Below are 13,824 nucleotides of genomic sequence, written 5' to 3'. Positions count from 1 at the left end.
AACGCCTGAGCGCCCTTCCTGTCCTGAGATCCTGAGATTGTCTGAGCCTAACGAGTGAGAAAGTTGCGCAGCAGATCCTTTCCCACCGGCGTCATGATCGACTCAGGATGGAACTGCACCCCTTCGACAGGATAGCGACGGTGGCGCAGACCCATAATCAAGCCATCCGCCGTCTCGGCGGTAATCTCCAGCTCAGCCGGGAGAGAGGCACGCTCAACGATGAGGCTATGGTAGCGATTGGCTTCAAAGGGGTTGGGAAGATCACGGAGGCAGCCCTGGCCACGATGATAGATCAGGCTCGTCTTCCCGTGCACCGGCTCTGGCGCGCGGATGACACGGCCACCGTAGACCTGGCCGATAGCCTGATGGCCCAGGCAGACACCCAGAATCGGCAGGCGTGGCCCAAACGTTGCAATGATCTCGCAGGACAAACCGGCCTCATTGGGCGTACAGGGTCCGGGCGAGATCACGATACGCTCCGGCTGCAGCTGCGCGATCTCCTCCAGCGTAATCTGATCATTGCGCCGAACCAGGACCTCAGCCCCCAGCTCGGACAGGTACTGATAAAGATTGTAGGTAAAGCTATCGTAGTTATCGATAAGCAAAAGCATTGCTTGCGTCTCTCTTCCTGTCCTGAAGACCAGTAACAGCGTCGAGCGCAATTTTTTTAGGAAGCGCGCACAGCACCTGCAGCAGATCAGGTATGAGCATAGCGAGGGCGCTGCGCGCGGGCCATCTCCTCAGCCATCTCCACAGCGCGCAGCAGCGCGCGGGCTTTATTCATGCTCTCCTGGTACTCGGCGGCTGGATCGGAATCCGCCACCACGCCGCCACCTGCCTGGATATACGCATGTCCGTTCTTCATAACCATTGTGCGCAAGGCGATGGCCGTGTCCAGATTGCCCGAGTGGCTGAAGTAGCCGACAGCGCCGGCGTAGACTCCGCGGCGCATTCCCTCCAACTCACTGATAATCTCCATGGCTCGAATCTTCGGCGCCCCGGTCACTGTCCCTGCGGGAAAGCCAGCGCGCAGTGCGTCGAACGGTGTCAACTCGGGGCGCAGCCGTCCGACCACATTAGAGACCAGATGCATCACATGAGAATAGCGCTCGATCTCCATAAACTGGCTCACAGAGACGCTGCCTGGCAGGCTGACCCGGCCCACATCATTGCGGCCCAGATCCACCAGCATCACGTGCTCGGCCCGCTCCTTGGGATCGTGGCGCAGCTCCTCCTCCAGCCGGCGATCGCTCTCTGGATCGCTACCGCGGGGGCGCGTCCCGGCGATCGGATGGATGGTCACCTCACCCTCGTCGACGCGCACCAGCAGCTCAGGAGAGGCGCCGAGCACTACAAAATCCTCCAGATCGAGGTAGAACATATAAGGAGACGGATTAATGGTTCGCAGGGCGCGGTAGACCGTGAACGGTGCGGCGTTGACCGGGCGGCGCAGGCGCTGGGAAGGTACCACCTGGAAAATATCACCCGCTGCGATGTACTCCTTGGCGCGGCGCACCATCGCCTCATACTGCTCGCGTGTAAAGCTAGAGGTCACCGTGGGCGTCCCGGTATAGATCGGCTCCGGTTCGGCGGGCAGGCGCAGCTCCTCCTGTAGGCGAGCGACCACGCCCTCGATCGTCTGCAGGCAGCGGGCATACTCCGCCTCCAGGTCGGGAGCGTCCAGATGGAGGTGCGTAATCACGCGCAGACGATGCTTCAAATGATCGAAGGCCAGCACCGTCTCTGTAAAGCTAAAGATAGCCAGGGGCAGGCCCAGCTCATCGGCGGCGGGCACCGGGAGCCGCTCGAAGCGGGAAGCCACCTCATAGGCCAGATAGCCCACGGCGCCGCCATAGAAGCGCGGCAAAGCGTCATTGCCCTCTTGCCTCGGTCTCAGCAGGTGATAGCGTCCCAGGTGCTGCTCAATCAGATGAAGCGGATCATAGGACGGCAGACGGACCAGCGAGCGGCAGCGCTGTGTTCCATCCTCATAGCTCAGATAGCGCAGCGTTGCCTCGTGCTCATCCTGGATCAGGACCAGGTAGGGATCGATACCGATAAACGAATAGCGAGCAATACGCTCGCCGCCCTCCACGCTCTCCAGCAAAAACGTATAGGGGCCACGAGCCGTCTTGCAGTAAGCCGAAACCGGCGTCTCTGTATCGGCCAGCACATCGCGATAGAGGGGGACCAGTGGAATCCTACCACTGGCTGTCTGCCCCTCGGCCTCCAGCTCCTGGCGCAAGGAACGCACTTCATCCAGAGATGGCAAAAACATAGACTGCCTCTTTTTCTCCTTCTTCCTCGGCACGCCTCGGCGGCGCTTCCAGTCTGAGCTTGGAACCTGAGCCGGGCTAGCCGAGGCCGATCACATCCTTCATGCGCTGCAAAGTCGCCTCGGCAATCGGACGTACCGCGTCGGCCCCTGCGCGCAAGATCGCCTCCAGCTCTGCCGGATCGCGCATATACTCCTGGTAGCGGCGTTGAATTGGCTCCAGCGTAGCCACCACAACCTCTGTCAGGCGCGCCTTCAGCTCGCCATAGCCTTTGCCCTCAAACTCGGCCTCGATCTCCTGGCGCGATCGCTCCGTCAGCGCCTCATAGATCGTCAGCAGATTATTGATCCCAGGCCGTTCGGGATCGAAGCGGATCAGGCGCAGCGAATCTGTCGTCGCCCGGGCAATCTTCTGCTTGATAGTCTTCGGATCATCGAGCAGATTAATCCGCGAGTTAGGGTTAGGGTTGGTCTTGCTCATCTTCTGGGTCGGGTCGGTGAGCGACATAATGCGGGCCCCCACCTCACGGATGAGCGGCTCCGGGATCGTAAACACCTCTTGCTGGTAGAGATGGTTGAAACGCTGTGCCAGATCGCGCGTCAGCTCCAGATGCTGGCGCTGGTCTTCGCCGACAGGCACCAGATGCGTCTGATAGAGCAGAATATCGCAGGCCATCAGGACCGGGTACATATAGATACCCGCCCCGACTGTCTCCTGATTCTCGCCGGCCTTAGCCTTGAACTGGGTCATGCGATTCAGCCACCCCATCGGCGTGAAGCAGCCCAGAATCCAGCTGGCCTCGGCGTGCTGGCGCACATGCGACTGCACAAAAAGCTTACAGTAGCGCGTGTCGAGACCACAGGCCAGATAAATGGCGGCCAGCCTGCGGATATTCTGGTGCAGCTCCTGTGGATCGATAGGCAACGTAATCGCATGGAGATCGACAATGCAGTAAATGTTATCGTATTCTGTCTGTGTGCGCACCCAATTGCGGATCGCCCCCAGGTAGTTGCCTAGATGGATATCGCCGCTTGGTTGGATACCAGAGAAGGTGCGCTTCTTCAGCGGCGGTGCGCTACTGCTACTCGTCTGTACCTGTTGATCATGGCCAATCGTCGTCATAGGAAAGACCTCCAGTGGGGCCAACATCCTGGCTAGCACAACTGCCCGCCCCTGTGGTGTCTTACAGAGGCAGGAATGAGGCCCGTGGTCTGGCTCAGAGCGTGCTGAGTGAAACGGGAGCGAATCAATAAAAAAACGCTTCTCGTCACAGGGACGAGAAGCGTGAAGCTTTCGTGGTGCCACCCTTCTTTAGACCCTGGCTTCCGCCATGTATAGACCTCTCTCCAGGAGCCTGGAGAGCGCACAAGCGGTCGCCATTGTCGCCTTGCCGGATGACCTGTAGTCTACAGGAAGGCCGGTGTGCGGCGGACAAGGTCCCTCATTGCCGGGTACGCTCTGATACCCTGTCCTCGATAACGGGGGACGCTCCGGGAGCCAGCTACTACTCTCTTCTGCTTGCTTAGCGTTGGAGAGGTTCGCACTCCAGCTCACAGGCCCATTCTACGACCGCTGCAGCATCGGTTTCCACCGTTCCCGACTCTCTGGCGCGCAGCGCAGTCGTATACTCTTCCTGCTCGTCGCTGATCGTGTCTCGTTGTTATCGCCTTAGTACCTAGGTAAGAGTATAGATGACCGGGTAAGACTCTGTCAAGAGGAGGCGGAAAGGCTGTCGGCGACGGGCGATACGCAGGGCTTCTCAGAGTACTGGAGCTGTCCGGGAACCAGCTCGGCAGCCTGGCCAGAGAGGTGAGCGGTGCTGGCCCAGAGGTGCAGATTGCCGACGAGCACCTCCTCAAAGGCGTGCAGCTCAATTTCCGTAATCGCACAGTTATCCATCGCCCCGTGATAGATTGGCGCGCGGTCTGCATTATAGCAGAGAGACTTGACCAGCACTGTGAAGATGCCGCCGTGCCCGACGATAATGATGCGGCGTCCGCTCTGGCCGGCAATAACCTGGCGCAAGCCCTGACGGATGCGCTGCAGTAGCTCCAGAAAGTTCTCCCCCTCGGGAAAGCGCGTCAGGTAGTTGCCACTATACCAATCGGCAATGATCTGGTCATGGAGCTTCCAGTGCTCGACAGTTGGGGGGCGGCGCTCAAGATCGCCAACGTTGATCTCGCGGAATTCTTCTAACAGGGTTACGGGCAAGGCCAAGGCCTCGGCAATGATCTCGGCGGTCTGGTGTGCGCGCCTCAGCGGTGAGGCGTAGATCGCGTCGATGGGCTGACCTCGAAAAAAATCGGCGGTCTGCCGGGCTTGAAGCAGACCTTTGGCATTCAGGGGATAGTCGACAAGGCGATAGGAAAATTCCTTGGTGAGATTGGCAGGGTTCTCTCCGTGACGTACAAGATAGACCGTATTAGTTAATACTGTGCTACTACTCATTCGCTCCTTTTAGTAAAAATCTCCTCACAGGGTACAAGAACCGCGGATGAGTCTGCCTGCCGCGTCAGTCACCGTGGGAGGGCTGGGCAGCGGAGGCGACTCTCACTTCCATCGTACCACATGAGACAGGCCGCTGTCCAAAAGTCAGCAGTTGAGGCTGTGCCAGGACCTCCAGGCCACTCTGGGCAACGAGCAAGAGCATCGGCTCCTCTGCCATTCTATCCTGATAGATAGTGGGTAGCTGAGCTGCTCAGGCTCTATCCTCGTCTGGCCAGGACCGCGTGTATGGTGAGCTGATCTATGCAGCATTCAGAACAGTTCTGATAGACAGAAAAATGTCTGCAGATCTTCCCTGGAAATTATGTAGAAAATGTCGTAAAAAGTAAAATGACAGGGTGAACGGTAGAAAATGTAGAAAGGTCAAGGCAACTAGCGCATACTCTGTAGGGCGACTGGCGGTTTGGTAGAGGGAGACGGCCCAGACCGTCTCCCGGCAAGAAGGCAGACGCTGATTTGGCAGCGCCTGCTTGATATGCTATACTGCTGTGGGGTAGTATCGCCATTTGTACGAGTTTTGGCCAGCAGCAAAGGGAACAGAAGGATCATGAAGACCGCAGAATCAGTGAGTCAGACTGTCGAGGAATACCTGGAGACAATCTATAACATGAGTATGGAGGGGGAAACGGTCATTGGCGCAAGATTGGCCCAAAAATTTGGCGTTGCCCCTCCAACTGTTACTGAGACGCTTAAGCGGCTTGTCCGTGATGGATATGTAGAAATGGACAGCAGGCGGCAGGTACGTCTCACCGAAGCCGGTTATCAGATCGCTGAGTCCGTGCTGCGACGTCATCGGCTTGCTGAGCGCTTCCTTGTCGATCTTCTAGGTATGGAATGGCATCAGGTCCATGAAGAAGCCTGCCGTCTGGAGCACGTCATCTCGGGCAAATTTGAGGAGCAAGTTATTCTCAACCTCAAGCAACCAACCACCTGCCCGCATGGCAATCCCATCCCTGGTCTTGTGCCCAACGCGCGGACCTATCTCAGCGACTGCGGAGCCGTGCGGCTCTCCGCCCTGGCGCCGGGCGAGACGGCGACGATCCTCCTCATTTCGGAAGTGGTCGAGGATGAATCGGCCCTGATCCTCTATCTCCATCAGCGCGGGCTGACGCCGGGCACGCGTCTGACTGTAGTTTCCCAGGGGCGTAAGCTCAACCCTGATGATAGCGAGGAGAGCGTTGTGCTCTTGGTCGATGGGCGTGAGGTGACTATCATGAAATCGATCGCGCCCAAGATCTGGGTCACGCGCTAAGCGTGGCCCCGGTTCGTCTGCCGACGAGCCAGCCAGGTGGCCCCCAACCCTAAGCAGGGTTGGGGGAGGGCGGAGCGGAGAGCGGCTGGCAACCTTGCCCGGTGGCGTGATCGGGAGAGGAGCGAACGAGAGCAGCGAGCAGACTCATCCCTTGACCGTCGCTTGCCGCGGGTGCTATCATCTGAGTAGGTTCATATCTGAGTGGAACGCTCGGATTTGGTAGCATAGTGGAAGGGAAAGGAAGAGCATGTACTAGGCCGCTGTGCTGTCAGCGGAAAGTGGAGAAAGTACTGTTCGATGCTGGCGACTGCAATTCTCTATCTACGTGAGGGGCTGGAGGCCAGCCTGATTGTGAGCATCCTCTTGGCGGCTCTGCGCCAGTTGCAGCTGATGCGCCAGGCGCGCGCGGTCTGGATCGGGGTTGCGCTGGCCGTCTTGTGCTCTTTTCTCGCCGCACTGGCCTTATATGTCACGGTCCGTATCTACGATGGCACCTGGTTCGAGGCGGTCTTTGAGACCGTGACCTACCTGGTGGCGGTGGTGCTGCTAACCTCGATGACCTTCTGGATGCAGCAGCATAGCCGTACCTTGAAACGTGAGATGATGACAAAAGCCAGCATGGCCAGCTCGGGGTTGGCTTTGGGGCTGCTGGCTTTCACCTCGGTTGGCCGTGAGGGATTGGAGACGGCTTTCTTTACCCTGGCCTTCGCTCTTCAAACGCATGAGGCCCCGCTATTGATGCTGGGGGCGCTGATTGGCCTGCTGCTCGCGGTGGCTCTCTGCTTCCTGATCTATCGTCTGGGTTACCGCCTCGACTACCGTCGCTTTTTCCGAGTCATGGGCTTGCTCTTGCTCTTTTTCGCCGCTGGTCTGCTGGGCAATGCCGTCCAGACCATGCAAGAGGAGCTGCATTGGTTACCATTTGGGACGACGGTGCTCTGGGATAGCAGCGGCTGGCTGAGCGAAGAGAGCACGGTAGGTAGCTTGCTGCACGGCTTGCTTGGTTACAGTGATGCGCCAACACTGTTGCGGGCCGGCGTCTATGTGGCCTTCCTGCTCATCTTCGGGACGCTCTTCTGGCGTCTGACGCGCAAACCTGTACCGCTGCCCCCGGCTCAGTCGTCGCAGACTCTGCCTGCCGAAGCTGCTACTAAGGGCGCCTCGCATTGAGCAATAAGGGAGCAGCCCACCTGCAGTGCGAAGGCGCCGGGACTGCTCTCTAAGATCCCGAGGGAGAGACCCCTTTGTGATGGGGTAAGAGACAGCAGTCGTCCGCTTAACGTTTGTTGAAATTGGGCGCCTCCGTCCTTGATCCTGGCTGCCACCCACCGATGGTGGTAAACGAGAGGGAGAGAGGACGGAGGCCCTGGTCTTCTCGCCGATCGCTCAGGCTGGCCGGGTTCTCGCTGTGTCTGTGGCCACCCTCTTTGCGCGCCTCCTCTCCTCCGCCTTGCACTGACTGAGATCGTGCCTACCCGAGTCGGCTATTCTTAGCGTAGGCGGCTGCTTTTCGGCAGGCATATGCTACAATGGGAGACGTTAGACCCGCTGCCCTGTTCCTGCCCTGTCTGCCAGAAGCGAGCAGGCGAGCAGTGGGGGTACCTCTTTGCTACCTTACTCTTGTGCTCCCGACCAGTGCAGTTGGTCAAAGTGCGACGAATGTGCCCGTTTTATCGATGTATAGCTATGGGGAGCAAGCAAAACCCGAAATATAGAGAAGGTTTTGTCTAAAAATGAACGAAAAAGTACTTCCTTCCAACGGGCCGGAGATCGGAACCCAGCGAGAAAAGCTGACTGGGCCAGGGGGGCCTGGTGCAAGCTCTTCCACTTCCAGCGCTCCCGGTCGCCATACTCCATCGCCTTTCTGGCTTGATCGTCTTCTAGAGGCTGGTCTGGTGCTCTCAATGGCCCTCTACTATTGTGCGGGCAATACCCATCTGGGATCAGGGCCATTCTTCCATCTCCCCCCGCTCGCAACGTTGCCTTTCCTGTTGATCTTTATGATCCTCTGCTGGTATCGTCCAGCCATAGCCGTTGCGCTCCTGCCGCTGAGCCTGCCCTTCTATTTACTGCAGAAGACAGTGGTAAGCCATTATAGCTTTAGTGCGGCAGAGATTAGCCTCTGGAGTTGTGTGGCTGTAGTCTTGATACAGGCACTGGTGCGGCGGCAACGCTGGCCCTACTGGCTGAGCTGGTCCGAGCTGCGGGCGCGTCTGGGCCCCTTGCTGTGGCCGATCCTGCTCTTTCTGGGGGCCTCGGCCTTTTCCGTCGTCATCGCCTATAACCGTACAGTAGCTCTCCGGGCCTTCCGCGAAGAAGTCCTTGATCCTCTAGTCTATCTCCTGCTGGCCCTCGCCTGCCTGCGCACGCGCCAGGACCTGGTGAGACTGCTGCTAGCGCTCTTCGCCACCGGCTTCCTGATTGCCCTCCTCGGAATTGGGCAATACTTTGATATGCTGGCCCACGGTGCCAGCCTCAGCGATCTACCGCGCATCAACACTGTCTATGGCAGTGCCAACAGCGTAGGGCTGCTTTTCGACTACACCCTGCCGCTGGGGTTAGCGCTGATACTCATGCCGCGCATGGCCAATGGGGGCTTCCTGGCCTCCTGGCGTTGTCGCCTGCTGGCTCTTGCTCTCTGTCTGCCGCTGATCTTTGTCCTCTATCTCACGCGCTCGGGTGGTGCCTGGGCCGCCTGCGTTGGAGCAGTGATCTTCCTCATCGCCTGCGCAATTGCTGATCGCCAGCTCTTGCTGATCTGTGGGCTGGGCCTGGTACTCCTGATAGGGCTTGGACTCCTCTGCTTCCATAGCAACATCAGCAGCTATCTGTTGGAGCGTCATGCCAATGCTCAGGGCATTGGCACCCTGACCAAACGCATCTACCTGTGGGAGAGCGCTCTCCACATGATCAAGGACAGCCCTATTGTGGGCTATGGTCTCGACAACTGGCTCTGTCATTACAGCCTGAACAATGTCTGCCATACCACGAATCTCTACCATTACTGGATCACAACAGACCCACAGACGCATCGGCCCACCGGCTTGCGTTCCGAGCCGGATCTCTCCCATCCGCATAATATTTTCCTGCAGATCTGGGTCAGCATTGGCATTGTGGGCCTGCTGGCCTTCCTGGCGGCGCTGATTCTCTTCTTCTGGCTGCTCTTCCGAATTCTTGCGCACCTCTATCGTCAGGCCGAGGCTGATCCCTGGTTGGTCTGGGGCACACTGAGCATTGGCGGGGCGATGGTTGCTGCCCTCATCCAGGGAATGGTCGATAGCTCGGTGCTGGAGCAGGATCTGGCCTTCTGCTTCTGGATACTGATACTGGCCCTCCTCCTGATACGTGTGCTGTCAAAAACGCCCTGGCGGAGCCAAAGCGCCTCGGTGCGAGCAATGTAAGCCAGTTCACTCTCAGACTGCGAGCCAGGTCATAGTGTGGTCATCCCCTCCGACGCTAGGCTAGTTCGAAAAAGCGAGCACCGTTGCTCTAGCTGAGTTCGGAGGGGATGGCCGATGGCCGTCACTAGCCTGTTATCGACGCTCCTCATCTGGCTGGCCTGCCATTTTGTCGGCGACTTCGCTTTCCAGAGCACCTGGATGGCAGTGGAGAAAGGCAAGAGCTGGGAAGTCACCTTCTATCACTGCGCCACTTACACGGCGGTCTTCATCCTCTTTGCCCATCCCTCAATGTTGGCAATTGTTATCCTCTTCACCACCCACCTGATCGTTGATGCTCTCAAGGCGCGCTACCAGGTGATTACCTCCATCTGGGTTGACCAGCTCTTGCATCTGATCACAATTGCCCTGATTGTTCTTTTGGGTCTCTAGCCCCTGATGAGATCAGCCCCGTCGGCGGAGCAGGGGCCGTAGCCGGCTCTGCAGAGGCGGTGGTCTCATTGCTGAAGCTGGTGGCTACCAGCGTCACCAGGTCGGCGGGGGATGAGCGAATCTTCTCGCCAAAGAAAGCGTTGACCTCGGCGCCCAACAAGAGAATCACCGCGAAGTAGTAGAAGAAGGTCACCAGGATGATTGCGAAGCCAATCTGGCCACCCAGGCCATTCAGAAAGTGAGCAGCATAGAGGGAGAAAAGAGACAGATAGATCTGGGTCAGCACGGCAGCGAGCAAGGCACCGCGCCAGGTTGAGCGCCAGCGAATGCGTCGATTAGGTACAAAGGTATAGATCGTCAGAAAGAACACCCAGGAGATAGCCAGGCCAGCAAGCAGACTACCCAGGCTGAAGGCGAAGCCGCTGCCAGGTATCTGGCCAAGCGGGGTCTGCTTCAGGAAGGCGATGACCAGGGCCGGCAAGCTAGCCGCCAGGACCATCAGCGGGGTCAGCACGGCGAAGAGCAGGAGCATGCCCAGAGCCATCAGGTTCTGCTGCAACAGGGCACGCGGACGCCGTCGGTAGATAATGCCGAAACAGCCTTCCAGCAGGACGAAGAGGCGTGAGCCAGTGAAGAGGGCAATCAGGACAGAGACAATGCCCAGGGGACCGGAGACACGATTGAGCTGACGCAGCAGGGCATCGATCAGCTCGGGCGAAGCCGTCATCCGCGGAAAGATTGAGAGAATGACCTGGCTGAGGTACATGCGGACCTCGGCCTTGCCCAGCAACAGGCCCGGGAGGGCCAGCAGTGCCACGGCCAGCGGAGCCATTGCGGTCAGCAGGTTGAAGGCCAGAGCTGCTGCCAGATTCATGACCCAGTCATTATTGAACTTGACGAAAAAAGCCTGAGCACGTTGCACGATCTTCTCCAATCTGGCATGGCTGGAGGCTCTTGGGTTCGTACGCTGCTGCTGCATCCCTTCAGAGACATCTTCCGTTGTCATCGTCATCTACAAACTCCAGCAAAAAGCTCCCAGTCTATTCACGCCAGAAAGGCCCTCTCTGTTTCAAGAGCGCAGATCGAGTCAGGGCAGGAGCGCGCCGCACTGCCCACAATAGCGCTTGCCTGGGCGCACGCGGGCCCCACATTGATCGCAGAAAAAGGTCTCGCTGCCAGCTGCCGCCTGGTTCCGGTCATCAGTGGTGGAAAGGGAAAACGTGCCTGGGCTAGTCGGAGGTGCTGGAGTTGGTGCAGCGGGGGGCTGAACTGGAGAAGCGGAAGGCGCAGCAGACGGCCCCATTGCCGTCGGCGAGGGTGACGAGGATAAAGGGCGCTGACCAGCGCTGTTCGTTTGCGTGCTTTGTAAAGCGCGAGCGGCCTTCACTGCCAGGTTCCCGAGTGTGGCGGCTACCTTTAGCCCCTTAGCCAGCTCCTCCATCTCCTGCTTGAGACGCTGTGGAGGAGGGAAAAACGTGTTGTCAGAAACCTTCTGGAAGAAATCCTGTCCGAGCTGTATTCCCTCACCATTCCAGGCAAACTGGCCCTCCAGGTAGCTCCCATCATCGAAGTGCAGCAGCAGCCGACGCTCCTGGCAGACATACTGACCCTCGCGCCGCGCCTCCGCTGGCGGCGGGCTCACAGCAGATCCTGAGCCGGCGCCTGTGCCAGTCAAGAAGCTCTGAGCGGCCTGAGCCAGGCGCGAGTGCTCCTGTGTAAGCAGGACGAAGCGCCCATTCGGTAGCAGCGTCAAGCGGTCGACTCGCCCGGTTAAAGCATCCAACCCCGGCACCGGCAGCGCACGATGCTGGCATTCGTAATGTCCAGTCACAGGCTTCAGCATATGATCCTCCCCTCGATACGCACGCCAGAGTCAGGAGTGCAGACTGCTTGCTGCTTACCCACCGTCTGCTCCTGCCTTCTCTTGAGCGATGCTTGCTCATCACGGAACGCGGTCCGGGCCGCCAGCCGGGCCGCCTGATAGCGCTAGTAAAGGAAGAGGCTCTATCGCTCTCCTCATCAGCCCCGCCCGGTGGTGAGCCTTGCTACAGAATCTACGCCTAGCGATGGCAGGAAGTTGCGCCAGTCACTGCCAGGCGAACCAGCAAGGGAAGCGTAGGGCGGATCGAGAGAGCGCTGCCGGCCTAGTCTAGCCCGATCTGGAGTGGCGCCGATGAGTCTCATCCTGGCGAGTCAAGACGCTCACAGCTCATCGGTGATCGCCAGCGGTTCCTGCCATTGACGGCGTGTCTGAGCCAGCGCCCGCGCTACATCAAGCTCGTACTCACCCTCCTTGATCCTGCCGCGCTTTAACAAATGGCGTCCCAGCAAATCATGAGCATGGATCAGGGCCGCCATACGATGGGTAGGTTTCAGCTCCTCGATAGCGGCACGGAAAGCCCGCTCCGCCCCGGACTGGCCGCCAGGCGCTGTCCCTCGCTCTTGCTCCATTGCCTCAAGGATCTGGCCCTCGATCAGATAGGCTTCTGCGCGGCGCAGCGTATAGCTTTTGCGCGCCGCCTCGTGGGCCTGACGAACGTACTCCAGCGCCAGCTCGTACTGCTGACATTGCAGCTCAATGCTAGCGAGATAAGCTGCTGCCGCCGCCACCACATTAGCCTCGCGCTTCTGGCGGCGCTCCTCCAGAGTATTTTTCCCGACGGGCACCGCAGCGGCCACTTGCGGCTGCCACTTCTCTAAAACCTCACGCAAACAGGCGCGGGCCTCATCTAAACGGCCCAGGCCCTGGTAGATCAGGGCGATTTCGCAGCTCAGCAAGCTCTCGTTGATCTCATCCCCGATCGAGCGATAAAGTGTGCGAGCGTTCTCAGCGTGGCGGAGCGCACGATACTTCAACTGCTCGGACTCGACGGCCCACTGCTCATCATCGCGATGGCTATCGGCGCGCTCGAACGAGACCAGAGCGAGCCCCCAGTGGGCTTCAGCCACATAGTGAATGGGGGTTTCTGGTTGCATCAGCTTCAGCACCGTCTCATAGTGATCGTTGGCCAGATCGAGATGACCTAGCTCGCGGCAAGTCGCGGCCAGATGCAGATGCAGCAAGGTTGCCTCGTATATTTGCTCGGTTGGTACTCGCTCGGGCCGCAAAGCGGCGGCCTGGAAGAATTGCCGCTGAGCCTTCACAAACTCCCGCATGCTAAAGAAGCATTGTCCCTTCAAAGCGTAGAGCCTCCAGCGCAGCGAAGGAGGAGCATGCTCGATATTAATGGTCGTAACCAGGTCCAGCGCTGCTTTCACATGTTTGCTCTCTAGCAAGCGGAGAGCGTGATTCAACTTTTCCTCGTTTTCCTTGTAGCGATTGGCCTCGGCCTCCGACTCGCGCTGCTGCTGGACCAGGACCATCAGATCGTCCAGAGGCAGATTCAGCCGCTCGGCCAGGAAGCGCAGGCTCTCCGGCGAAGGCTCGACACGGTTGCGCTCGATCTGCGAGATCAAGCTAGTGCTGTAGCGACCGTCAGCGACATCCGCCAGCGAGAGGCGTAGGCTCTGCCGTGCTGCGCGGATACGCCCTCCTAGCGTGTCAGGAGATACTCGCTTGGCTGGACGTGCCATACGTTCCTTCCGTCCTTCCCGTAGTCAGTCTCACTATGCTCGGTGCTGCCGCCCTCAGTCCAGGGCGGCTCGCTTGGCGTGGAGTGACCAGGCATAATGCGACACCCTTTTAAATGTAAAACGATTATAATCAATGATGGTCAAAATTTCAATCAACCTGCTGACCGTGCTGGTTGCTTTCCCCGCTGCTGCCCGATACAGCTCGCCCTTCTCCTCTTCTGGTCTGGTGCCGGGAAGAGGGCTATGAGCCGGAACGGAGATTAGAACTTTTGGTCCAAAACCCCCTTGACTTTCCCCGAACAAGGCTGTATCCTGTCTCGGCAAGAACAGCAAAGGCAAGAGAGGAACTTTCTCAGATGACTCGTTCCCCCCGGGCTAGCGCTGTTCC

At 58.7% G+C, this 13,824-nt stretch carries 11 protein-coding genes; 4 read left to right on the top strand and 7 right to left on the bottom strand.

From position 1 onward, the window contains the following. Positions 1 to 47: 47 nt before the first annotated feature. The 4 genes from KTAU_RS08195 to KTAU_RS08180 all read right to left on the bottom strand — a co-directional run bounded on the left by KTAU_RS08195 (position 48) and on the right by KTAU_RS08180 (position 4,724). Positions 48 to 611: an anthranilate synthase component II gene (locus tag KTAU_RS08195; protein ID WP_151727922.1), complete on the bottom strand. Its 564-nt coding sequence runs from the start codon at positions 609 to 611 to the stop codon at positions 48 to 50. Positions 612 to 697: 86 nt separating this feature from the next. Then, positions 698 to 2,278, bottom strand: a complete 1,581-nt coding sequence (gene trpE / locus KTAU_RS08190) for an anthranilate synthase component I (protein WP_151727921.1) — start codon at positions 2,276 to 2,278, stop codon at positions 698 to 700. 76 nt (positions 2,279 to 2,354) lie between these two features. Next, positions 2,355 to 3,398: a tryptophan--tRNA ligase gene (gene trpS, locus KTAU_RS08185; RefSeq protein ID WP_151727920.1), complete on the bottom strand. Its 1,044-nt coding sequence runs from the start codon at positions 3,396 to 3,398 to the stop codon at positions 2,355 to 2,357. A 588-nt stretch (positions 3,399 to 3,986) separates the two neighbouring features. Beyond that, positions 3,987 to 4,724, bottom strand: coding sequence for a histidine phosphatase family protein (locus KTAU_RS08180; RefSeq protein WP_151727919.1), 738 nt, complete (start codon positions 4,722 to 4,724; stop codon positions 3,987 to 3,989). Positions 4,725 to 5,328: 604 nt separating this feature from the next. On the opposite strand from KTAU_RS08180, the gene KTAU_RS08175 reads away from it, so the two are divergent. From KTAU_RS08175 to KTAU_RS08160, 4 genes are all read left to right on the top strand, one after another. Further along, positions 5,329 to 6,033 carry a metal-dependent transcriptional regulator gene (locus tag KTAU_RS08175; RefSeq protein WP_170293151.1) on the top strand — a complete coding sequence of 235 codons (705 nt, stop codon included), beginning with the start codon at positions 5,329 to 5,331 and terminating at the stop codon, positions 6,031 to 6,033. A gap of 297 nt (positions 6,034 to 6,330) precedes the next feature. After that, complete coding sequence (locus KTAU_RS08170) at positions 6,331 to 7,203, top strand: FTR1 family iron permease (protein WP_151727917.1); 873 nt, start codon at positions 6,331 to 6,333, stop codon at positions 7,201 to 7,203. A 563-nt stretch (positions 7,204 to 7,766) separates the two neighbouring features. Next, complete coding sequence (locus KTAU_RS08165; RefSeq protein WP_151727916.1) at positions 7,767 to 9,434, top strand: O-antigen ligase family protein; 1,668 nt, start codon at positions 7,767 to 7,769, stop codon at positions 9,432 to 9,434. A 114-nt stretch (positions 9,435 to 9,548) separates the two neighbouring features. Further along, on the top strand, positions 9,549 to 9,863 hold the full coding sequence (locus tag KTAU_RS08160; protein WP_151727915.1) for a DUF3307 domain-containing protein: 315 nt from the start codon (positions 9,549 to 9,551) through the stop codon (positions 9,861 to 9,863). Here KTAU_RS08160 and KTAU_RS08155 read toward each other — a convergent pair. The 3 genes from KTAU_RS08155 to KTAU_RS08145 form a co-directional block, all read right to left on the bottom strand. After that, positions 9,829 to 10,875, bottom strand: coding sequence for a YihY/virulence factor BrkB family protein (locus KTAU_RS08155; RefSeq protein WP_151727914.1), 1,047 nt, complete (start codon positions 10,873 to 10,875; stop codon positions 9,829 to 9,831). The two genes, KTAU_RS08160 and KTAU_RS08155, sit on opposite strands and share 35 nt — an antisense overlap. A gap of 75 nt (positions 10,876 to 10,950) precedes the next feature. After that, positions 10,951 to 11,706, bottom strand: coding sequence for a zinc ribbon domain-containing protein (locus KTAU_RS08150; protein ID WP_151727913.1), 756 nt, complete (start codon positions 11,704 to 11,706; stop codon positions 10,951 to 10,953). Between the two features lie 359 nt (positions 11,707 to 12,065). Beyond that, the gene (locus tag KTAU_RS08145; RefSeq protein ID WP_151727912.1) at positions 12,066 to 13,436 is read right to left on the bottom strand and encodes a helix-turn-helix domain-containing protein; all 1,371 of its coding nucleotides are present in this window, start codon (positions 13,434 to 13,436) and stop codon (positions 12,066 to 12,068) included. Between the last annotated feature and the right edge of the window lie 388 nt (positions 13,437 to 13,824).

Origin of the sequence: Thermogemmatispora aurantia (genome assembly GCF_008974285.1) — a bacterium.
GTDB lineage: Bacteria > Chloroflexota > Ktedonobacteria > Ktedonobacterales > Ktedonobacteraceae > Thermogemmatispora > Thermogemmatispora aurantia.
This window is presented reverse-complemented; position numbering and strand designations above follow the sequence as displayed.

Excerpts from the sequence above, each read along its gene's own strand:
- KTAU_RS08155 (WP_151727914.1), bottom strand. The coding sequence starts at position 10,875 with ATGACGATGACAACGGAAGATGTCTCTGAAGGGATGCAGCAGCAGCGT.
- KTAU_RS08195 (WP_151727922.1), bottom strand. The coding sequence starts at position 611 with ATGCTTTTGCTTATCGATAACTACGATAGCTTTACCTACAATCTTTAT.
- KTAU_RS08160 (WP_151727915.1), top strand. The coding sequence starts at position 9,549 with ATGGCCGTCACTAGCCTGTTATCGACGCTCCTCATCTGGCTGGCCTGC.
- trpS (WP_151727920.1), bottom strand. The coding sequence starts at position 3,398 with ATGACGACGATTGGCCATGATCAACAGGTACAGACGAGTAGCAGTAGC.
- KTAU_RS08170 (WP_151727917.1), top strand. The coding sequence starts at position 6,331 with ATGCTGGCGACTGCAATTCTCTATCTACGTGAGGGGCTGGAGGCCAGC.
- KTAU_RS08145 (WP_151727912.1), bottom strand. The coding sequence starts at position 13,436 with ATGGCACGTCCAGCCAAGCGAGTATCTCCTGACACGCTAGGAGGGCGT.
- KTAU_RS08175 (WP_170293151.1), top strand. The coding sequence starts at position 5,329 with ATGAAGACCGCAGAATCAGTGAGTCAGACTGTCGAGGAATACCTGGAG.
- KTAU_RS08150 (WP_151727913.1), bottom strand. The coding sequence starts at position 11,706 with ATGCTGAAGCCTGTGACTGGACATTACGAATGCCAGCATCGTGCGCTG.
- trpE (WP_151727921.1), bottom strand. The coding sequence starts at position 2,278 with ATGTTTTTGCCATCTCTGGATGAAGTGCGTTCCTTGCGCCAGGAGCTG.
- KTAU_RS08165 (WP_151727916.1), top strand. The coding sequence starts at position 7,767 with ATGAACGAAAAAGTACTTCCTTCCAACGGGCCGGAGATCGGAACCCAG.
- KTAU_RS08180 (WP_151727919.1), bottom strand. The coding sequence starts at position 4,724 with ATGAGTAGTAGCACAGTATTAACTAATACGGTCTATCTTGTACGTCAC.